Below are 20,484 nucleotides of genomic sequence, written 5' to 3'. Positions count from 1 at the left end.
TCATGGCCACCTACCACGCAGCAGCCGCAGGCCGGCGCCGCGCCACCGGCCCTGCCCCCTCACTGACCGGCCCGGCGAGCGACGTGCACCCCGTGCTCCGCCGGGCGACGGCACCGCCCGCCGCCCTCGACCTGCTCGCCCAGGCCCGCTCCGGCCTCGACGAGGCGTCCGGCCTCCATGCGCCCAACGAGCGCTACGCCACCGCACACCTCGCCGCCCTGCGCACCGCCGCCGCCGTGCTCGCCGCCCGGGGCCGCCCCGAGCCCACCCCGAAGCGCCGGGCCAAGATCCGCAGCGCCTGGGAAGTGCTCCCCGAGATAGCGCCCGAACTCGCCGAGTGGAGCGCGCTGTTCGCCTCCGGCGCCGCCCGCCGCGCACGGGCCGAGGCGGGGATACAGGGCGCGGCGAGCGCGCGCGACGCCGACGACCTCATCCGTGACGTGGCGATGTTCCTGCGCCTGGTCGAACGGATGCTGGTGCTCCAGCCGGTGCTGCCGCAACCCCGGCAGGACAGCGGCCCGGAGGTCCCGGACGCGGGCTGACCGACCGTCCCGGCGCCGCCCATTAGGGTTGGGGGCACCAGCACCCTCCGTCACGGCCACCGGCCCGGCGGAGACGCAAGCCCATCGCTCCGCCGCACACCGGGCGGTGCCGCGCCGAGGAGTCAACTGCCGTGTCGGACCCGATGCGACCCCGCGCCTCTCTCCGTACCGCCGTGGTCTGGGAGGTCCTCCAGGACGCCCTCGACCGCCGGGTGAAGGCGACGGGGCGCGAGTCGCTGGACGTACTGGACACCGGGGGCGGCAGCGGCAGGTTCGCGGTGCCCGCGGCCCGCCTCGGCCACCGCGTCACCGTCGTCGACCCCAGCCCGAACGCGCTGTTCGCGCTGGAGCGCAGGGCCGCCGAGGCCGGTGTCGCCGACCGCGTCCGCGGCGTCCAGGGCGACGCCCACGGCCTCTTCGACGTCGTCGAGCGCGGCGGGTACGACGCGGTGCTCTGCCACGGCGTCCTGGAGTACGTGGACGACCCCGCCGAGGGCATCGGCAACGCGGTCGCCGCGCTGCGCCCCGAGGGTGTCCTCAGCCTGCTCGCCGCCGGTCTCGGCGGTGCCGTCCTCGCCCGCGCCCTCGCCGGGCACTTCAAGGAGGCCCGGCAGGCGCTCGACGACCCGAACGGACGCTGGGGCGAGGGTGATCCGGTTCCCCACCGCTTCACGGCCGAACAGCTCACCGGCCTCGTCGAGGGCGCGGGCCTCCAGGTCGCCGCCGTGCACGGCGTCCGGGTCTTCGCCGACCTCGTCCCCGGTGTCCTCGTGGACACCGAGCCCGGTGCCCTGGACGCCCTGCTCAAGCTGGAGGCGGTGGCCGCCGAGCTGCCCGCCTTCCACTCCGTGGCCACCCAACTTCATGTGCTGGGTGAGACGCGAGGGGACGCCGAGTCCTGAGCCGGCTCCCGCTGCGGACGAGGACGCCCCGCTGATCAGCGGCTCGGCGGCGGATGGAGTACGCCACAGGCCCCCCGATCGGGCGCGCGGAGCCGTATGATCGAGGGAGACCGTTCCGGCATGACGGGCCGTTCGCTGGGGAATTCACACCTCAGCGAGTCGGGGTGCCATGGCGGGTTCCGGTTGGCGAATTGGCGTAGAGGGGCGGGTTTCAAGGGGGCGATTCCCTGCCTATCCTGAAGAGGACCCCCCGGGTCGCTCCGGCGACCGCACGATGAGGAGGACTCCGTGCCGCTCTCAGAGCACGAGCAGCGCATGCTCGAGCAGATGGAGCGAGCGCTGTACGCCGAAGATCCCAAGTTCGCGTCAGCGCTTGAGGGAAGCGGGCTGCGTACGTACACCCGGCGGCGGGTCTACCAGGCGGTCGCGGGCTTTCTGGTGGGAATCGCGCTCCTCATGGCCGGAATGGTCGCACAGCAGATCTGGGTCAGCGTGGTGGGATTCCTCGTCATGCTGGGCTGCGCCGTGCTCGCCGTCACCGGTTGGCGCAAGGCCCCCAAGCCGGGTGAGCAGCCCACCGGTGCCGCAGGCTCCGCCGGTGAGCGTCGGCAGTCACGACAGCGCCGCTCCATGATGGACCGAATCGAACAGCGCTGGCAGCGCCGTCGTGACGAGCAGGGCGGCCACTGAGCCCGCCGAACAGCCGACCCGACAGCCACAGCTGAACACGGACGAAGGGTGACCACCCCAGCGGCGGTCACCCTTCGAGCATGCCCCCGTGCGGGCTGGGGCGCATCGCCGCACGGTCCCGCACGGTCCGGCGGGCCACCGTTCATCGCCGTAGGCACCACGCCGTGCCGTTGGTGGCTGTGGCTGCGTGCTGTCAGTCGCTCCCGCCCTCGGAAATTCGAACGGTCCTGTCCCCGCCGGGCGAACCCGAGGGGACAGGACCGTGATGCCGTGACGTGCCGGCGCTAGCCGTTCTGGCTCGGCGTGGGCCGTCGCCAGGGCAGGCGGGGCCTCGGCAGACGGGACAGCAGCTCGTCCCTGGCGTCCGCCCAGCGCGCGGCGAGGGCCCACGCCACCCGGACGGTCGAACGCGGCAGCAGCAGTGCCCGCAGCCGGGTGCGACGGCCGGCGTGGGCCCTGAGGCCGACCCCGACCTGCTGCGCGTCCCGGGCGAGACCCGCCGGGATCTGCGGACGCGGAGCGAAGAGGACCTGCTCCACCGCCGCCGCCACCCGGTGCACCGCGTCGGCGGCCGCCGGTTCCAGCTCCCCGAGCCGCACGATCCGCGCGGCCGCCTTGCGGGGCGTCTGGGACTCGTCCGGCGCGATCCCGTAGTCCCACGCCGTGTCGGCCACCTCCTGCCAGGCGGCCAGGGCATGAGCCGCTGCGGCCTCCGTGCGCCCGTACGAGGTGGCTCTGTCCGGCTGTTCGAGCGAGCCCGGGGCCCCGGTGCCCTCAGGGGTCACCTCCCGCGCGACGCCGGGCTCCTGGGTCCCCTTCGGCACCGCACCCTGGTGCGCGCCGAGCCGCACGGACCGGACCCGCAGCCGCCACAGCATCGGCAGCAGCGGGATCGCCAGCACCAGAAGCGCTCCCGGGACGATCAACAGGGTCCAGGGTGAGAAGAACACCAGACCCCACACCGAGCGCTCCTCGTCGTCGGAACCCGGCAGGGCCGCCGCGGACTCGGTCCCGCAGGCCCCCAGCTTGGCCTCCTGAGGCGTGCAGCTCTCGCTCTCCGTCGGCTCGGCCGACGGCGCCGAGGACGCCGACGACGAGGGACGCGGCACCTCGGGCAGCCCGCCGGTGCCGGTGTCCTCCGGCACCGTGTACTCGGGGGTCGAACCCCGGTTGGGGGTCGGCTCGAAGCGGGTCCAGCCCACGCCCTCGAAGTACAGCTCGGGCCAGGCGTGCGCGTCGCGCAGGCCCACCGACATCGTGCCGTTCGTCTGCGGGGTGCCGGGGGTGAAGCCCACCGCGACCCGGGCCGGTATGCCCAGCGTGCGGGCCATGGACGCCATCGCGAACGAGAAGTGGACGCAGAAGCCCTCCTTGTCCTGGAGGAACCGGGCTATCGCGCGGGCGCCCGTGCCCGACCGCACCTCGGTGTCGTACGTGAACTGGCCGCTGAACGCGAACCAGTCCTGGAGCTTCACCGCCCGCTCGTAGTCGTTCTTCGCGCCCTCGGTGACCTCCAGCGCGGTCCGTGCCACCACCGGCGGCAGCGAGGCCGGCACCTTGGTGTACTCCCGCCGCAGGGACGGCGGCGGCTCCGGCGCCGAGGCCAGCTGCTCCGCCGTGGGCTCCACGATCAGGCTCTCGACCTTGTACTGGGCGCCCTTGGTGTTCTGGCCGTGGTCACCGACGAGGGTGCGCCCCACGGGCTCGTACCGCCAGTCGCCGCCGATGTCCACGCTGGTGACCGGGTACGGCATCGGCAGCCAGTTCTGCTCGTAGTCCTCCGACGCGACGATCCGGGTCTCGATCGACGTCCGCTTGACGTCGGAGGCGAGCCCGACGGGGGTGCCGAAGTCGTCCGGGACCCCCGTGATGGAGCGCTCGGTCGGGGTCCAGGAGGTGCCGTTGAAGTTGTCGAGGGAGACGATCCGCAGATACATCTGCTGCACGTCGTCGGTGTTGGTGCGGTAGGACAGGACCTGGCGGTCCTCGTCCACGTTCAGGCTGCCGCGCAGCTGCACCACCGGGTTCACCGCGGCGATCGTGCCGCCGCCGCCGGAACCCCCGCCGAGGCCGGCGCCCGTGCCGTCCAGCAGCCCGCCGTCGAGGGAGGGCAGACCGAGCGGCACCACCAGGGCGATGCCCAGCGCGACGGCGCCGATGCGCCGCCCGGTGCGCACCGGTGCCACCGCGCCGTTCGCGGACTCCGCGCGCGGCCCCTGGGGCGCGCCTCCGAAGACCCGGCCCCACTGCGAGAGCCGGTCGCGGCTCTCGGTCAGGAGCAGCAGCAGATAGCCGGCCGAGGCCAGCACGAACCACAGCCACGCGGCGCCGTCGGAGAGGCCCGCGGCGACCGAGTACAGCGCGAGCAGCGGCAGACCGGCCGGTGCGGCGCTGCGGAAGGTGACCGCGAGCGCGTCCACCAGCAGGCCTATCACCAGCACACCGCCGATGATCATCAGCCGGATGCCGTCGGTCAGCGGCGCCGGGATGGCGTACCGCCCGACGTCCTCGGCGCCGTTCTGCAGGAGCGTCGCGAAGTACTGGAAGGCCTCGGGGCCGGGGACGATCCCGGCCACCGCCCGCTCCCGGGCGAAGACCAGCGTCAGCATCATCAGGGTGACCAGCGCCTGGGCGGCCACGGTCAGCGGCCTGGCCAGCGGGACGCGCCGGGTGAGCGCTCCCACGCCGCTCTGCACGCCCAGCATCAGCGCCGCCTGGAGGATCCATGTCGCCGGGTCGACCAGCGGCAGCAGCGCGCACGCCGCCGCGATCGTGGCGGCCCAGGCGCACAGCGCCAGTCTCGCCCGCCCGCTCATGAACGTCCCTCCGTCATGCTCCCGGACATCGCTCCGGTGCGCTGTCGGTCCGCCTGCCGCCACAGGTCCGTCAGCGAGGCGCCGCGCGGCACGGTCAGCGCCGTCCACCCCGCCTCGTGCAGCAGCCGCAGCGACTCCTCGCTCGCGCTCCCGGCACCGGGCACCTCACCCGGTTCGGTCGTCCACGCCTCGCTGTCCAGCAGGAAGGCGACCGCCCCACCGCCACGCTGGCGCATCTTGCCGATCACCGTCGCCTGCTCCTCGTCGAGGTCGCCGAGGAAGGCGACCAGCAGCCCCTCGTTGCCGCCGCGCAGCACGTCGTACGCGGGCGACAGGCTCGTGCCGCCGGAGTGGTCGATCACCGCGAGGGTGTCCATCATCAGTCCGGCCGCGTCGGCCGACTCCTGGCTGGCGCCCGCGAAGCCGTCGGCGCCCTCGCCGGGCATCGAGCTGCCGGTGTCCGTCAACAACCGGACGGAGAAGCCCCGTTCGAGCATGTGGACCAGCATGGAGGCGGCGCCGGAGACGGCCCACTCGAAGGCGGAGTCGGGGCCCGCGCCGAGGAACGCCTCGGCCCGGGTGTCCAGCAGCACCGTGCAGCGGGCGCGCTGCGGCTGTTCCTCGCGGCGCACCATCAGCTCGCCGTAGCGCGCGGTCGAACGCCAGTGGACCCGGCGCAGGTCGTCGCCGTGCCGGTAGCCGCGGGGGATCACGTCGTCCTCGCCGGCCAGCGCCAGCGAGCGCTGCCGTCCGTCGCCGTAGCCCTTGGCCTCGCCGTTCAGCCGGACCGGCGGCAGCGCCTCCACGCGCGGGACGACGGTCAGCGTGTCGTACGTCGAGAAGGACCGGGTCAGCTCGCACATGCCGAACGGGTCGGTCAGGCGCAGCTGGAGCGGGCCCAGCGGGTAGCGGCCGCGCAGATCGGAGCGGACGCGGTAGGACACCTCGCGGCGGCCGCCCGCCTCCACCCGGTCCAGCACGAAGCGCGGGCGCGGACCGAGCACGTAGGGCACCCGGTCCTGGAGCATCAGCAGCCCGGTGGGCAGCCGCGAGACGTTGTCCATCCGCAGATGGACGCGGGCCTCGCTGCCGGCGGGCACGCGCGCGGGGGAGAGGCGGCGGCTGCCCGCGACCCGGTAGCGGGTGCGGTACAGCACGGTCGCGCAGACCAGCGGCAGCACGGCGAGCAGCAGGCCGACCCGGAGCAGATCGCTCTGCCCGAGGACGTACGCGCAGACGGCGGCGGCCACGCCGGCGGCCAGGAAGGAGCGCCCGCGCGTGGTGAGGCCGGCGAGGGCCGTGCGCAGCCCGCCCTTGTCCTGTTCCGGGGTGGGCGCCGGCCCGGCGGTGGTCATCCAAGCCTCCGCGGCGGCTGCTGCGGGTACGCGGGCGCGGTGTGGACCGAGCCGTACCCGCTCTGCGCCTGGGGGGCCTGCGGTACGGGTGTGCGCTGGAGGATCTCCTGGACCACCTGCTCCGGCGTACGCCGGTTGAGCTGGGCCTGGGCGGTGGGCAGCAGCCGGTGGGCGAGGATGGACACGGCCAGCGACTGGATGTCGTCAGGCAGGGCGTACTCCCGGCCGTTCAGGGCGGCGGTCGCCCTCGCCGCACGCAGCAGATGCAGTGTGGCGCGCGGCGAGGCGCCGAGTCTGAGGTCCGGATGGGTGCGGGTGGCGCCGACCAGGTCCACCGCGTACCGCCGGACCGTTTCGGCGACGTGCACGCCCCGGACGGCCTCGATCAGCTTCACGATCTCGTGCGCGTGCGCCACCGGCTGCATGTCCTCCAGCGGTGAGACCCCGCCGTGGACGTCGAGCATCTGCAGCTCGGCCTCCGGGCTGGGGTAGCCGACGGAGACCCGGGCCATGAAGCGGTCGCGCTGGGCCTCCGGCAGCGGGTAGGTGCCCTCCATCTCCACCGGGTTCTGCGTGGCCACCACCATGAAGGGGCTCGGCAGCTCGTACGTCGTGCCGTCGATCGTGACCTGGCGCTCCTCCAGGGACTCCAGGAGCGCGGACTGCGTCTTCGGCGACGCGCGGTTGATCTCGTCGCCGATCACGATCTGAGAGAAGATCGCGCCCGGCTTGAACTCGAACTCCTTGCGCTGCTGATCCCAGATGGACACACCCGTGATGTCCGACGGCAGCAGGTCCGGCGTGAACTGGATACGCCGCACCGAGCAGTCGATGGACCGCGCCAGTGCCTTGGCCAGCATGGTCTTGCCGACGCCGGGAACGTCTTCGATCAGAAGATGTCCCTCGGCGAGCAGCACTGTCAGCGAAAGCCGTACGACCTCAGGCTTGCCCTCGATCACTCCTTCGACCGAACTGCGGACTCGCTCCACAGTGCTGGTCAGATCAGTGAGGCTCGCTCGATCGTCATAGGTCGTCACCCGGCCCTCCTCGGCCCGTTCTTTCTCCGGGCCGTCGCTCTGCGATGCGGACCGGCCCACCCCGAAACACGGACACCACGCGTGAACTGCTCAGCGTGACGCCACATCCGCATTCTTGCTGCCGTTACCAATCCGTGTCACTCGCCTGTGGATAACTGGCCGCGATATGTCAGGTTTGCGGTGTTCTGCGGGGTGAGATGCCAGCAGATTGACAGGAAACCCGGGCTGCGCGGAACCGCCCTCGGGCGGTAGGAGGGCGGTTCCGGCCGCGCGGTTCGACAGGGCTCAGGCCGCGTCGATCTCCCGGAGCAGACCGGTCTTCACATCGAAGACGAAGCCGCGTACGTCGTCGGAGTGGAGCAGGAACGGATTGGTGCGGATGCGCTGCATCGACTGCCGTACGTCCTGGTCCACGTCCCGGAAGGACTCCACCGCCCACGCCGGACGCTGGCCGACCTCGGCCTCCAGCTCGGTGCGGAAGTCCTCGGTGAGGGACTCCAGACCGCAGCCGGTGTGGTGGATCAGGACGATGCTGCGGGTGCCGAGCTTGCGCTGGCTGATGGTGAGGGAGCGGATCACGTCGTCGGTGACCACGCCGCCCGCGTTGCGGATGGTGTGACAGTCGCCCAGCTCCAGGCCGAGCGCGTCGTGCAGGTCGAGGCGGGCGTCCATGCAGGCCACGACCGCGACACGCAGGACGGGGCGGGCATCCATCCCGGGGTCGGCGAACGCGGCGGCATAGCGCTGGTTCGCCTCGACGAGGCGGTCGGTGACGGTGCCGTCGGATATGGCGCCTTCGGGGCCGGTGGGAACTGCTGCGGAGGTCGTCATGGACAAGACGGTACTGGTCACGGCAGCTGGGGGCGCTCTGTGAGAGGGGACAAAGAACGTCATTGAACCTTGTTGTGAGGTAACCCACAGGAGGGGCGGGATCACGGCCGTACGGGTGATTTCGCCGTCCTCACGGCTTCGTCCGGGGGAGCCGCGCGACGCGCAGGCCGGTTGATTGACCGCGCAGGGCCGTGGACTAAAGTGGCGCCGAGCGGGAGGCGAGGCCCCCCGCTGGACCGAAACCCCAAGGAGAACCGGCGACAGCCCGGCGTCTCCCCGCGTGCGCGGCGCGTACGTGCGGCTCGCGCCGGACCTGAGAGGGCCCCTTGAGCAACAGCCGCCACGTCCCCGTCATGCTCCAGCGGTGTCTGGACATGCTGGCCCCGGCCCTCACGGCGCCCGGCGCGGTGGTGGTCGACTGCACGCTCGGCCTCGGCGGCCACAGCGAAGCGCTCCTCACCCGGTTCCCCGAGGCACGGCTTGTCGCCCTCGACCGGGACAAGGAGGCCCTGCGCCTCTCCGGCGAACGCCTCGCCCCCTTCGGCGAGCGCGCCACCCTCGTGCACGCCGTCTACGACGAACTCCCCGACGTGCTCGACCGCCTGGGCCTCCCGCGCGTCCAGGGCGTCCTGTTCGACCTGGGCGTCTCCTCCATGCAACTCGACGAGGCGGACCGGGGCTTCGCCTACGCCCAGGACGCCCCCCTCGACATGCGGATGGACCAGACGACCGGCATCAGCGCCGCCGAGGTCCTCAACACCTACCCGCCGGGCGAACTCGTCCGCATCCTCAGGGCGTACGGCGAGGAGAAGCAGGCCAAGCGGATCGTCTCCGCGGTCGTGCGCGAGCGCGACAAGGAGCCGTTCGGCAACAGCGCCCGCCTCGTCGAACTGATCCGCGACTCCCTGCCGCAGGCCGCCAAGCGCACCGGCGGCAACCCCGCCAAGCGCACCTTCCAGGCCCTGCGCATCGAGGTCAACGGCGAACTCACCGTCCTGGAGCGGGCGATCCCCGCCGCGGTGAAGGCCCTCGCGGTCGGCGGCCGGATCGCCGTGCTGTCGTACCACTCGCTGGAGGACCGGCTGGTGAAACAGGTGTTCGCGGCCGGAGCCGCCACCACCGCCCCGCCCGGACTGCCCGTCGTCCCCGAGCGCTACCAGCCGAGGCTCAAGCTCCTCACCCGTGGTGCCGAACTTCCCACCGAGGAAGAGGTCGCCGAGAACCGGCGCGCCGCCCCCGCACGTCTGCGCGGGGCGGAACGCGTGCGGGAGGACGTCGCATGAGCTGCCCGACGTACCTGAGGTGCGTGAGGCGCGTGAGACGTACGGGGCGACCGCACACGGTGCGTGAAGGGGACGGTGAGTGAGGCCGACAAGCGAACTCGCGGGAACGGCGAGCGAGTCCGGGACCCGGACTCCCAGGGAGGGCGCGTGAGCAGGAAACCCGAACTGAGGGGCCGGGCGGCCCGTCTCGCACGGCTCCTGCCCACGCGGCCCAAGGGCGCCGCCCGCACCCCCTTCGTCCTCCTGGTCGTCCTCCTCCTGGGCGGCGGTCTCATCGGCCTCCTCGTGCTGAACTCCGCGCTCAGCGAAGGGTCGTTCAAGCTCGACGACCTCCAGGACGACGTGAAGAGCTACACCGACGAGGAACAGGCGCTCCAGCGCGACGTGGACGCCTACTCGGCGCCCGACGCCCTCCAGCGCCGCGCCCGGGAGCTGGGCATGGTCCCCGGCGGCGACCCGGCCTTCCTGAACCCCGACGGCACGGTCAAGGGCGTCCCGAGCGCCGCCCGGCCGACCGTGGCCCGGATGCCGCTCGTCCTCGCACCCGAGATCCTCGACCCCGGCCCGCCCGTCGACCCGACGCCCACCGGCAGCCCCACGCCCTCCGGCTCCCCGACGCCGAGCCCGAGCGCGACCCCCACTCCGACGCGGACGCCGACCGGGCCCGAGCCGCAGGCGCACGCCCGCACCCCGCAGCCCGCGGGCACCCCCACCCCGACCCCCACCACCCCGCCCGTACAGCCCAACCAGTTCCCGACGACCCCCGGCAGGTGACGGAAGTGGCCGATTCAGGCAGGCAGCCCCCGCGCCGCCGCGTACCCGGACCCGCCCGGCCCGTACGACCGGGCGACCGGCAACGCCGACCGGGCCCCGGCGCCCGCCCCGCCGCGCAGCGCCGCCCGGTCCCGCCCCGGCAGCTGCCCGCGCGCACCATCCGGCTGGGCCGCCCCCGCCCCCGGCTGCGCATGGTGAGCCTCGCACTGACCCTGGTGATGATCGCCTTCGTCGTACGGCTGCTCCAGGTGCAGGCCGTCGACGCGAGCGAGTACGCGGCCAAGGCCGACCAGAACCGTTACGTCGGCCGGGTGCTGGCCGCCGAGCGCGGCGGGATCACCGACCGCAACGGCGTCGCCCTGGCGATCAGCACCGACGCCAACGACATCACCGCCGACCCGACGATGTTCACGCGCGAACAGCTGAAGATCGACGACGGCCCCGAGCAGGCGGCCGCGCTCCTCGCGCCGATCCTCGGCGCGGACCAGGAGACGATCGCCGAGAAGCTGCGCACCGGGAACACGCGCTATGTGCTGCTCGCCCGCCGCCAGACCCCCCAGGTCTGGAACCAGATCAGCGACCTGAAGACCGCGCTCGTCAAACGGGCCGCCGACGAGAAGGGCACGGTCAACGTCCTGGCCGGCGTCTTCCAGGAGCCCAGCAGCAAGCGCGTTTACCCCAACGGTGACCTCGCCGCCGGGATACTGGGCTGGGTCAACGCCGAGGGCAAGGGCGGCGGCGGCATCGAGCAGCAGTGGAACAGCCGCCTGTCGGGCAAGGACGGCAAGATCCGCTACGCCCAGTCCGGCGGACGTCTCGTACCCACCGCGGGCTCCACCGAGACCCCCGCCGTGGCCGGCTCCGACGTCGAGCTGACCATCGACCGCGACATCCAGTGGGCCGCGCAGAACGCCATCACCGAGCAGGTGAAGAAGTCCAAGGCCGACCGCGGCTACGTGATAGTGCAGGACACCCGCACCGGCGAGATCCTCGCCATGGCCAACTCGCCCGGCTTCGACCCCAACGACCTCACCCGGGCGAACCCGGACGCGCTCGGCAACGCGGCGCTCCAGGACGCCTACGAGCCCGGCTCCACCGCCAAGGTGATGTCGATGGCCGCCGTGCTGGAGGAGAACGTCGCCACCCCCGAGACCCGCGTCACCGTGCCCAACCGGCTGCACCGCGGCGACCGGCTCTTCAAGGACGACATCGACCACCCGACCTGGTACCTGACGCTCAACGGCGTCCTCGCCAAGTCCAGCAACATCGGCACGATCCTCGCCACCGGCGAACTCGGCCGCAACCAGGGCGAGTCCAACAAGATCCTCCACTCCTACCTGCGCAAGTTCGGCATCGGCAGCTACACCGGCCTCGGCTTCCCCGGCGAGACCAAGGGCATCCTCGCCGCGCCCGGCGACTGGTCGACCTCGCAGCAGTACACGATTCCTTTCGGCCAGGGCGTGTCGGTCAACGCCATGCAGGCCGCCTCCGTCTACTCGACGATCGCCAACGGCGGCGTACGCGTCGAACCGACCCTCGTCCGCGGCACCAAGGGGCCCGACGGCCGCTTCGCCCCCGCCCCGAAGCCCGGCAAGACCCGGGTGGTGAGCGAGAAGACGGCGAAGACCCTCGCCCGGATGCTGGAGTCCGTCGTGGACGACGAGGAGGGCACGGGCACCAAGGCGCGCATCCCCGGCTACCGGGTCGCGGGCAAGACGGGTACGGCCAACCGTGTGGATCCGGCCACCGGCAGATACCGGGGCTACACCTCGTCGTTCGCCGGGTTCGCGCCCGCCGACAAGCCCCGGATCACCGTCTACTGCGCGATCCAGAACGCCACCAAGGGCAACTACTTCGGCGGCCAGATCTGCGGACCCATCTACAAGGAGGTCATGGAGTTCGCCCTGAAGACCCTCCAGGTGCCGCCCACCGGCGCGAAGCCCGCGAACCTGCCCGTCGCCTTCGCACCCTGACCCGCCCTCCGGCCCCCACCCTGATCCGCCCGACGATCAGCGCAACCAGCCAGGAACCGACTCGTGACCATGATCACTCCCGACCCCGGGAACCACACCCCCGAGCCCCGCTCGCACAAACCCTCGCCCACCCGTCACCCACCACCGCCCTTGCCGGACCGCGCTTCGCGCGGGCTGCCCTTTGGCTCCCGTGGGGGTGCGCCCGGTACGCTCACCGCCGTGCCACACGCTGATCAGTCCCAAACCACCCAGAAGGACGTTCCCGTGACATATCCGGGACCGCCCAGGCCGGCCCATGTCTCCGCCACACCCCTCGCGGAACTCGCCGGTCAGCTGGGTGCCGAGCAGCCGACGAGCGCGGACACCGTCCGGGTCACGGGCATCACCCACGACTCGCGAGCCGTCCGCCCCGGCGACCTCTACGCCGCGCTGCCCGGTGCCCGTCTGCACGGAGCCGACTTCGTCGACCAGGCGGTCGGCCTCGGCGCCGTCGCCGTCCTCACCGACCCCAGCGGCGCCGAGCGCGCCGCCGCGGCCGGGCTTCCCGCCCTCGTCGTGGAGAACCCGCGCGCGCGGATGGGCGAGCTGGCGGCCACCATCTACGGCCGGCCGGGCGGCGACCTGCTCCAGATCGGCATCACCGGCACCTCGGGCAAGACCACCACCGCGTACCTCGTCGAAGGCGGTCTGCAGGCCGTGCGCTCCACGGGGCTCATCGGCACCGTCGAGATGCGCATCGGCGACGAGCGCATCAAGTCCGAGCGGACCACCCCCGAGGCCACCGACCTCCAGGCCCTCTTCGCCGTCATGCGCGAACGCGGGGTGGACTCGGTCGTCATGGAGGTCTCCAGCCACGCCCTGGTCCTCGGCCGGGTCGACGGCTGCGTCTTCGACGTCGCGGTCTTCAACAACCTCAGCCCGGAACACATGGAGTTCCACTCCGGCATGGAGGACTACTTCCAGGCCAAGGCAAAGCTGTTCACCCCCGAGCGCAGCAGGCTCGGCGTCGTCAACCTCGACGACGAGTACGGCCGCCGGCTCGTCGACGAGGCCACGGTCCCGGTCGTCACCTTCTCCGCCGAGGGGCACCCCGACGCCGACTGGCGCGCCGAGGACGTCCGGGTCGGGCCGATGGACTCGACGTTCACGGTGGTCGGGCCCAAGGGCGAGCGGATCGCCGCCAGGGCGCCGCTGCCGGGCAGCTTCAACGTCGCCAACACCCTGGCGGCCGTGGCCGCGCTGGCCGTCGCCGGGATCGACCCGCAGACCGCCGCCGACGGCGTCTCCGCCGTACCGGGCGTGCCTGGCCGGCTGGAGCGGGTGGACGCCGGGCAGCCGTACCTCGCGGTCGTCGACTACGCCCACAAGACCGACGCCGTCGAGTCGGTCCTCAAGGCGCTGCGCAAGGTCACCGAGGGCAGCCTGCACGTCGTGCTCGGCTGCGGCGGCGACCGGGACACCACCAAGCGCGCACCGATGGGCGCCGCCATGGCCCGCCTCTCCGACACGGCCGTACTGACCTCCGACAACCCCCGCTCCGAGGACCCCCTCGCGATCCTCGCGACCATGCTCGAAGGCGCGGCGTCCGTGCCGGCCCACGAGCGCGGCGAGGTCCTCCTCTTCGAGGACCGGGCCGCCGCGATCTCCGCGGCGGTGGCGCGCGCCCAGCCGGGCGACACCGTGCTGGTCGCGGGCAAGGGCCACGAGCAGGGCCAGGACATCGCCGGCGTGGTCCGTCCCTTCGACGACCGCCAGGTGCTCCGCGAAGCTATCCAGCAGACCCAGGGATGAACTTGTGATCGCCCTCTCTCTCGCCGAGATCGCAGAAGTCGTCGGCGGGCAGACGCACGACATACCGGATCCGTCGGCCCAGGTCACCGGACCGGTCGTCCGGGACTCCCGTGAGGTGGAGCCCGGCAGCCTCTTCGTCGCCTTCGCGGGCGAGCGCGTGGACGGACACGACTTCGCGGCCGCGGTCGTCGAGGCGGGCGCGGCAGCGGTGCTGGCGTCCCGCCCCGTCGGCGTGCCCGCGATCGTCGTGGCCGATGTGCAGACGGCGCTCGGCGCCCTCGCCCGGCACGTCGTGCGCAAGCTCGGCACGACCCTCGTGGCCCTCACCGGCTCCGCGGGCAAGACCAGCACCAAGGACCTGATCGCCCAGGTGCTCCGGCGCAAGGCGCCGACGGTCTTCACGCCCGGCTCCCTCAACAACGAGATCGGACTGCCCCTCACCGCGCTCAGCGCCACCGAGGAGACCCGTTTCCTCGTCCTGGAGATGGGCGCCCGCGGCATCGGCCACATCAAGTACCTCACCGAGCTGACCCCGCCGAAGGTCGGCCTCGTGCTGAACGTCGGCACCGCCCACATCGGCGAGTTCGGCGGCCGCGAGCAGATCGCGCAGGCCAAGGGCGAACTGGTGGAGGCCCTGCCGTCCGAGCAGGAGGGCGGCGCGGCGATCCTCAACGCCGACGACCCCCTCGTACGGGCCATGGCGTCCCGTACGAAGGCCCGGGTGCTCCTCTTCGGCGAGTCCGGCGAAGCGGACGTACGCGCCGAGAACGTGACGCTCACCGAGGCCGGACAGCCCGCGTTCAGGCTTCACACACCCTCCGGTGCAAGCGATGTGACCATGCGCCTGTACGGTGAGCACCACGTGTCGAACGCGCTCGCCGCGGCCGCCGTCGCCCATGAGCTGGGCATGTCCGCAAGTGAGATCGCCACCGCGCTCTCCGAGGCGGGCTCCCTCTCCCGCTGGCGCATGGAGGTCACCGAGCGCCCGGACGGCGTGACGGTCGTCAACGACGCCTACAACGCGAACCCCGAGTCCATGCGGGCCGCTCTGCGCGCGCTCGCGGCCATGGGCAAGGGGCGGCGGACCTGGGCGGTGCTCGGCAAGATGGCCGAGCTCGGGGACGAATCGCTCGCCGAGCACGACGCGGTCGGACGGCTCGCCGTCCGGCTCAATGTCGGCAAGCTCGTCGCGGTCGGGGGCAGGGAGGCCTCCTGGCTGCAACTGGGCGCATACAACGAGGGTTCGTGGGGTGAGGAGTCGGTGCACGTGTCCGACGCACAGGCGGCGGTCGACCTGTTGCGCAGTCAGTTGCGCCCGGGAGACGTCGTACTCGTGAAGGCGTCCCGGTCGGTCGGGCTCGAGAGTGTGGCGCAGGCGCTGCTCGACGGCGGCAACGAGGGTGAGGTTGCCGCGCGATGATGAATCAGATCCTGTTCGCAGGAGTCATCGGTCTCTTCCTGACCCTGGTCGGCACCCCGCTGCTGATCAAGCTGCTGGCCCGCAAGGGCTACGGCCAGTACATCCGTGACGACGGCCCGCGCGAGCACGCCAGCAAGCGCGGTACGCCGACCATGGGTGGTATCGCCTTCATCCTGGCGACGATCGTCGCGTACTTCCTGGCCAAGGTGATCTCGGGGCAGCCGCCGACCTTCTCCGGTCTGCTGGTGCTCGGCCTGATGGGCGGCATGGGCCTCGTCGGTTTCCTCGACGACTACATCAAGATCGTCAAGCGTCGCTCGCTCGGTCTGCGGGCCAAGGCGAAGATGGCCGGCCAGCTGATCGTCGGTATCGCCTTCGCGGTCCTCGCGTTGCAGTTCCCGGATGCCCGCGACCAGACCCCGGCCTCCACCAAGATCTCCTTCGTCCAGGACTTCGGCTGGACCATCGGCCCGGTGCTCTTCGTCATCTGGGCGCTGTTCATGATCCTCGCCATGTCGAACGGCGTGAACCTCACCGACGGTCTGGACGGCCTCGCCACCGGCGCCTCCGTCCTCGTCTTCGGCGCGTACACCTTCATCGGCGTGTGGCAGTTCCAGGAGTCCTGCGCCAACACGCGGACCCTGACCAACCCGTCCGCCTGTTACGAGGTACGAGATCCGCTCGACCTGGCGATCGTGGCCTCCGCGCTGATGGGCGCCTGCCTCGGCTTCCTGTGGTGGAACACCTCGCCGGCCAAGATCTTCATGGGCGACACCGGTTCGCTGGCCCTCGGCGGCGCGCTCGCCGGCCTCGCGATCTGCTCCCGCACCGAGCTGCTGCTCGCGCTCCTCGGCGGTCTGTTCGTCCTCATCACCATGTCGGTCGTCATCCAGGTCGGCTCGTTCAAGCTGACCGGCAAGCGGGTCTTCAGGATGGCCCCGCTCCAGCACCACTTCGAACTCAAGGGCTGGTCCGAGGTCCTGGTCGTGGTCCGCTTCTGGATCATCCAGGGCATCTGTGTGATCGTCGGACTGGGCCTCTTCTACGCGGGATGGGCAGCGGACAAGTGACCGACTGGCAGGGCAAGCACGTCACCGTCGCCGGGCTGGGTGTCTCCGGCATCCCGGCGGCCAAGGTCCTGCACGGCCTCGGCGCCGCCGTCACGGTCGTCAACGACGGCGACGACGAACGCGCCCGCGCGCAGGCCGCCGACCTGGAGGCGCTCGGCATCACCGTGCGCCTCGGCGACGGCGCCACCCTGCCGGAGGGCACCGAACTCGTCGTCACCACCCCGGGCTGGAAGCCGGACAAGCCGCTGTTCGCGGCGGCCCGCTCGGCCGGTCTGGAGATCTGGGGCGACGTCGAACTCGCCTGGCGGCTGCGGGGCCCCGACGCCGCTCCCTGGCTGGCCGTCACGGGCACCAACGGCAAGACCACGACCGTCCAGATGCTCGCCTCGATCCTGGAGGCGGCGGGGCTGCGCACGGCCGCCGTCGGCAACATCGGGGTCTCGCTCCTGGACGTGGTCCTCGGCGACGAGCCCTACGACGTGCTCGCCGTCGAGCTGTCCAGCTACCAGCTCCACTGGGCGCCCTCCCTGCGCGCCCACTCCGCCGCCGTCCTCAACCTCGCCCCCGACCACCTCGACTGGCACGGCTCCATGGAGGCGTACGCCAAGGACAAGGGCCGCGTCTACGAGGGCAATCGGGTCGCCTGCGTCTACAACGTCGCCGACAAGGCCACCGAGGACCTGGTGCGCGAGGCCGACGTCGAGGAGGGCTGCCGGGCCGTCGGATTCACGCTCGGCACGCCCGGCCCGTCCCAACTCGGCGTGGTGGAGGGCATCCTGGTCGACCGCGCCTTCGTCGAGAACCGGCAGAAGAACGCCCAGGAACTCGCCGAGATCTCCGACGTGAACCCGCCGGCCCCGCACAACATCGCCAACGCCCTCGCGGCGGCCGCCCTCGCCCGCGCCTACGGGGTGCCCGCTGCGGCCGTACGCGACGGTCTGCGGGCCTTCACCCCGGACGCGCACCGCATCGCGCACGTCGCCGACGTGGACGGCGTGGCGTACATCGACGACTCCAAGGCCACCAACACGCATGCGGCGCAGGCCTCGTTGGCCGCGTACGAGTCGATCGTGTGGATCGCGGGCGGGCTCGCCAAGGGGGCCACCTTCGACGAGCTCGTCGCCGGCGCCGCCGGGCGGCTGCGGGGGGTCGTGCTGATCGGCGCGGATCGCGCGCTGATCCGGGAAGCGCTCGCGCGACACGCGCCGGAAGTGCCGGTCGTCGACCTCGACCGGACCGACACTGGGGCGATGCTCGCCGCCGTCCGCGAGGCGCGGACACTGGCACGGACGGGCGACACGGTGCTCCTGGCGCCGGCCTGTGCGTCGATGGACATGTTCGTCAACTACAACAGGCGTGGGGACGCGTTCGCGGAGGCTGTGCGCGAACTGGCCGCCACGGACGGCTGACCCGGCCCGGCCTCGCCTGGCGGCGCCGGGTGACACTGGGAGGGACGCGTGACACGGAACTGGTCGGTCGGCGGCGAGGGCGCCCCCGATGCCGAGTAGCCGTACGAGCCGTGCGCCCCTCCAGCGCGTCACCCGGCGGCCACCCGTCTCCCGGCCGCCGCGCGAGAACCCCCTGCGGCGGCTGCACACACGGGCGCGCAAGGCCTGGGACCGGCCGCTGACCGCGTACTACCTGATCCTCGGCGGCAGCCTGCTGATCACCGTGCTGGGGCTGGTGATGGTCTACTCGGCCTCGCAGATCACCGCCCTGCAGAAGTCGCTGCCCGGCACCTTCTTCTTCCGCAAGCAGTTCCTCGCCGCCGCGATCGGCACCGTGCTGCTGCTCGTGGCCTCCCGGATGCCGGTCAAGCTGCACCGGGCGCTGGCGTATCCGATCCTGGCCGGCTGTGTGTTCCTGATGGCCCTGGTTCAAGTGCCCGGGATAGGGCAGTCGATCAACGGCAACCAGAACTGGATCGCCGTCGGCGGCTCCTTCCAGATCCAGCCCAGCGAGTTCGGCAAGCTGGCGCTCGTGCTCTGGGGCGCCGACCTGCTGGCCCGCAAGGAGGACAAGCGCCTGCTGACGCAGTGGAAGCACATGCTGGTGCCGCTCGTTCCGGTGGCGTTCCTGCTGCTCGGGCTGATCATGCTCGGCGGTGACATGGGCACCGCGATCATTCTCACGGCGATCCTGTTCGGCCTGCTGTGGCTGGCCGGGGCGCCGACCCGGATGTTCGTGGGCGTGCTGTCCATCGCCGGACTCATCGGATTCGTCCTGATCAGGACCAGCGAGAACCGTATGGCCCGCCTGGCCTGCATCGGAGCCACCGAACCCCGCACGGACGGCGCCGACTGCTGGCAGGCCGTGCACGGCATCTACGCCCTGGCCTCGGGTGGAATCTTCGGCTCCGGGCTCGGTGCCAGTGTGGAAAAATGGGGCCAACTCCCGGAAGCGCACACCGACTTCATCTTCGCCGTCACCGGCGAGGAACTGGGCCTCGCGGGGACGCTGTCGGTGCTCGCCCTCTTCGCGGCTCTAGGCTATGCGGGTATCCGCGTGGCCGGACGCACGGAGGACCCCTTCGTCAGGTATGCCGCGGGAGGCGTGACCACCTGGATCACCGCTCAGGCAGTGATCAACATCGGTGCGGTGCTCGGTCTGCTGCCGATCGCCGGAGTCCCGCTCCCGCTGTTCTCCTACGGAGGATCCGCCCTGCTGCCGACCATGTTCGCCATCGGGTTGCTGATCGCCTTCGCGCGCGACGAGCCCGCTGCGCGGGCGGCGCTTGCCATGCGGCAGCCCCGCTTTGGTAGAAAGCGTGGCGGCGGCCCTTCGGGGCCCGGGAGATGGAACACGATGCGACGGCGTGTCTCGGCACGTTCGTCCGGAGAGCGGTGAATTTCGGTGCATGTCGTACTCGCCGGTGGCGGAACCGCCGGTCACATCGAGCCCGCGCTCGCCCTCGCGGACGCCCTGCGCAGGCAGGACCCGACCGTGGGCATCACGGCCCTGGGCACGGAGCGCGGCCTCGAGACGCGCCTCGTCCCCGAGCGCGGCTACGAACTCGCGCTGATCCCCGCCGTACCCCTGCCGCGCAAGCCCACCCCCGAGCTGATCACCGTGCCCGGCCGGCTGCGCGGCACGATCAAGGCGACCGAGCAGATCCTGGAGCGCACCAAGGCGGACGCGGTCGTCGGCTTCGGCGGCTATGTCGCCCTGCCCGGCTACCTGGCCGCCAAGCGCCTCGGGGTGCCGATCATCGTCCACGAGGCCAACGCCCGCCCCGGCCTCGCCAACAAGATCGGCTCCCGGTACGCCGCCCAGGTCGCGGTCTCCACCCCGGACAGCAAACTCCGCGACGCCCGGTACATCGGCATCCCGCTGCGCCGCTCCATCGCGACCCTCGACCGGGCCGCCATGCGCCCCGAGGCCCGCGCGCTGTTCGGTCTCGACCCCAACCTGCCGACCCTGCTGGTCTCCGGCGGCTCCCAGGGCGCGCGCCGTCTCAACGAGGTCGTCCAGCAGGTCGCCCCCTACCTCCAGCAGGCCGGGATCCAGATCCTGCACGCGGTCGGCCCGAAGAACGAACTGCCGCAGGTACACCAGATGCCGGGAATGCCCCCGTACATCCCGGTACCGTACGTGGACCGGATGGACCTCGCGTACGCCGCGGCCGACATGATGCTCTGCCGCGCGGGCGCGATGACCGTCGCCGAACTCTCCGCCGTCGGGCTCCCGGCCGCCTACGTCCCGCTGCCCATCGGCAACGGCGAACAGCGGCTGAACGCCCAGCCGGTGGTCAAGGCCGGCGGCGGACTGCTGGTCGACGACGCGGAGCTGACGCCCCAGTGGGTGCAGCAGAACGTGCTGCCCGTCCTCGCCGACCCGCACCGGCTGTACGAGATGTCCCGCGCCGCCAGCGAGTTCGGCCGACGGGACGCCGACGACCTGCTCGTCGGGATGGTGTACGAGGCGATCGCCGCCAAGCGTGGACACCGCTAGAGAGCGGATCGCCGGCTGAGGCGCCCGGAGGCGAACCGGGCCAGGAGAG

The 20,484-nt window shown here is 72.0% G+C and carries 16 protein-coding genes; 12 read left to right on the top strand and 4 right to left on the bottom strand.

The genetic code is table 11. From position 1 onward, the window contains the following. Positions 1–2 precede the first annotated feature (2 nt). From HW837_RS17065 to HW837_RS17055, 3 genes are all read left to right on the top strand, one after another. Positions 3–542: an SAV_6107 family HEPN domain-containing protein gene (locus tag HW837_RS17065; RefSeq protein ID WP_045555325.1), complete on the top strand. Its 540-nt coding sequence runs from the start codon at positions 3–5 to the stop codon at positions 540–542. A 131-nt stretch (positions 543–673) separates the two neighbouring features. Further along, entirely contained in the window at positions 674–1,444 is a 771-nt protein-coding gene (locus tag HW837_RS17060) for a methyltransferase (RefSeq protein ID WP_193380780.1), read from the top strand. Positions 1,445–1,732: 288 nt separating this feature from the next. Beyond that, entirely contained in the window at positions 1,733–2,134 is a 402-nt protein-coding gene (locus HW837_RS17055) for a DUF3040 domain-containing protein (RefSeq protein ID WP_045555323.1), read from the top strand. A gap of 284 nt (positions 2,135–2,418) precedes the next feature. Here the strand turns inward: HW837_RS17055 and HW837_RS17050 are convergent, their stop codons facing one another. The 4 genes from HW837_RS17050 to HW837_RS17035 all read right to left on the bottom strand — a co-directional run bounded on the left by HW837_RS17050 (position 2,419) and on the right by HW837_RS17035 (position 8,236). Next, complete coding sequence (locus HW837_RS17050) at positions 2,419–4,950, bottom strand: transglutaminase TgpA family protein (protein ID WP_193380781.1); 2,532 nt, start codon at positions 4,948–4,950, stop codon at positions 2,419–2,421. Further along, a complete protein-coding gene (locus tag HW837_RS17045; RefSeq protein ID WP_045555321.1) occupies positions 4,947–6,305 on the bottom strand; it encodes a DUF58 domain-containing protein in 1,359 nt (452 codons plus the stop codon). The genes HW837_RS17050 and HW837_RS17045 overlap by 4 nt, the downstream gene beginning before the upstream one ends. After that, complete coding sequence (locus HW837_RS17040; RefSeq protein ID WP_045555320.1) at positions 6,302–7,342, bottom strand: AAA family ATPase; 1,041 nt, start codon at positions 7,340–7,342, stop codon at positions 6,302–6,304. The genes HW837_RS17045 and HW837_RS17040 overlap by 4 nt, the downstream gene beginning before the upstream one ends. Positions 7,343–7,627: 285 nt before the next feature. Next, positions 7,628–8,236 (bottom strand): beta-class carbonic anhydrase, encoded by a 609-nt coding sequence (locus HW837_RS17035; RefSeq protein WP_179201981.1) that lies wholly within the window; start codon positions 8,234–8,236, stop codon positions 7,628–7,630. Between the two features lie 263 nt (positions 8,237–8,499). On the opposite strand from HW837_RS17035, the gene rsmH reads away from it, so the two are divergent. From rsmH to murG, 9 genes are all read left to right on the top strand, one after another. Further along, positions 8,500–9,456 (top strand): 16S rRNA (cytosine(1402)-N(4))-methyltransferase RsmH, encoded by a 957-nt coding sequence (rsmH, locus tag HW837_RS17030; RefSeq protein WP_045555319.1) that lies wholly within the window; start codon positions 8,500–8,502, stop codon positions 9,454–9,456. Between the two features lie 147 nt (positions 9,457–9,603). Continuing rightward, positions 9,604–10,230, top strand: a complete 627-nt coding sequence (ftsL, locus tag HW837_RS17025; RefSeq protein WP_193380782.1) for a cell division protein FtsL — start codon at positions 9,604–9,606, stop codon at positions 10,228–10,230. Continuing rightward, the gene (locus tag HW837_RS17020; RefSeq protein WP_107073671.1) at positions 10,227–12,203 is read left to right on the top strand and encodes a peptidoglycan D,D-transpeptidase FtsI family protein; all 1,977 of its coding nucleotides are present in this window, start codon (positions 10,227–10,229) and stop codon (positions 12,201–12,203) included. The genes ftsL and HW837_RS17020 overlap by 4 nt, the downstream gene beginning before the upstream one ends. Before the next feature lie 63 nt (positions 12,204–12,266). After that, positions 12,267–13,994 (top strand): UDP-N-acetylmuramoyl-L-alanyl-D-glutamate--2,6-diaminopimelate ligase, encoded by a 1,728-nt coding sequence (locus tag HW837_RS17015; RefSeq protein WP_078853244.1) that lies wholly within the window; start codon positions 12,267–12,269, stop codon positions 13,992–13,994. A 4-nt stretch (positions 13,995–13,998) separates the two neighbouring features. Beyond that, on the top strand, positions 13,999–15,414 hold the full coding sequence (locus tag HW837_RS17010) for a UDP-N-acetylmuramoyl-tripeptide--D-alanyl-D-alanine ligase (protein WP_045555315.1): 1,416 nt from the start codon (positions 13,999–14,001) through the stop codon (positions 15,412–15,414). Continuing rightward, positions 15,411–16,484: a phospho-N-acetylmuramoyl-pentapeptide-transferase gene (gene mraY, locus HW837_RS17005; RefSeq protein ID WP_045555314.1), complete on the top strand. Its 1,074-nt coding sequence runs from the start codon at positions 15,411–15,413 to the stop codon at positions 16,482–16,484. Before HW837_RS17010 ends, mraY begins: the two co-directional genes overlap by 4 nt. Next, complete coding sequence (murD, locus tag HW837_RS17000; protein ID WP_045555313.1) at positions 16,466–17,893, top strand: UDP-N-acetylmuramoyl-L-alanine--D-glutamate ligase; 1,428 nt, start codon at positions 16,466–16,468, stop codon at positions 17,891–17,893. Before mraY ends, murD begins: the two co-directional genes overlap by 19 nt. Before the next feature lie 88 nt (positions 17,894–17,981). Further along, positions 17,982–19,331, top strand: a complete 1,350-nt coding sequence (ftsW, locus tag HW837_RS16995) for a putative lipid II flippase FtsW (protein WP_045555312.1) — start codon at positions 17,982–17,984, stop codon at positions 19,329–19,331. Between the two features lie 6 nt (positions 19,332–19,337). Beyond that, positions 19,338–20,435 carry an undecaprenyldiphospho-muramoylpentapeptide beta-N-acetylglucosaminyltransferase gene (gene murG / locus HW837_RS16990; RefSeq protein ID WP_045555311.1) on the top strand — a complete coding sequence of 366 codons (1,098 nt, stop codon included), beginning with the start codon at positions 19,338–19,340 and terminating at the stop codon, positions 20,433–20,435. Positions 20,436–20,484 lie beyond the last annotated feature (49 nt).

It is taken from the genome of Streptomyces caniscabiei (assembly GCF_014930365.1).
GTDB classification, from domain to species: Bacteria; Actinomycetota; Actinomycetes; order Streptomycetales; family Streptomycetaceae; genus Streptomyces; species Streptomyces caniscabiei.
The sequence above is the reverse complement of the archived record's forward strand: the minus strand, read 5'-3'. Positions and strand labels throughout refer to the sequence as shown.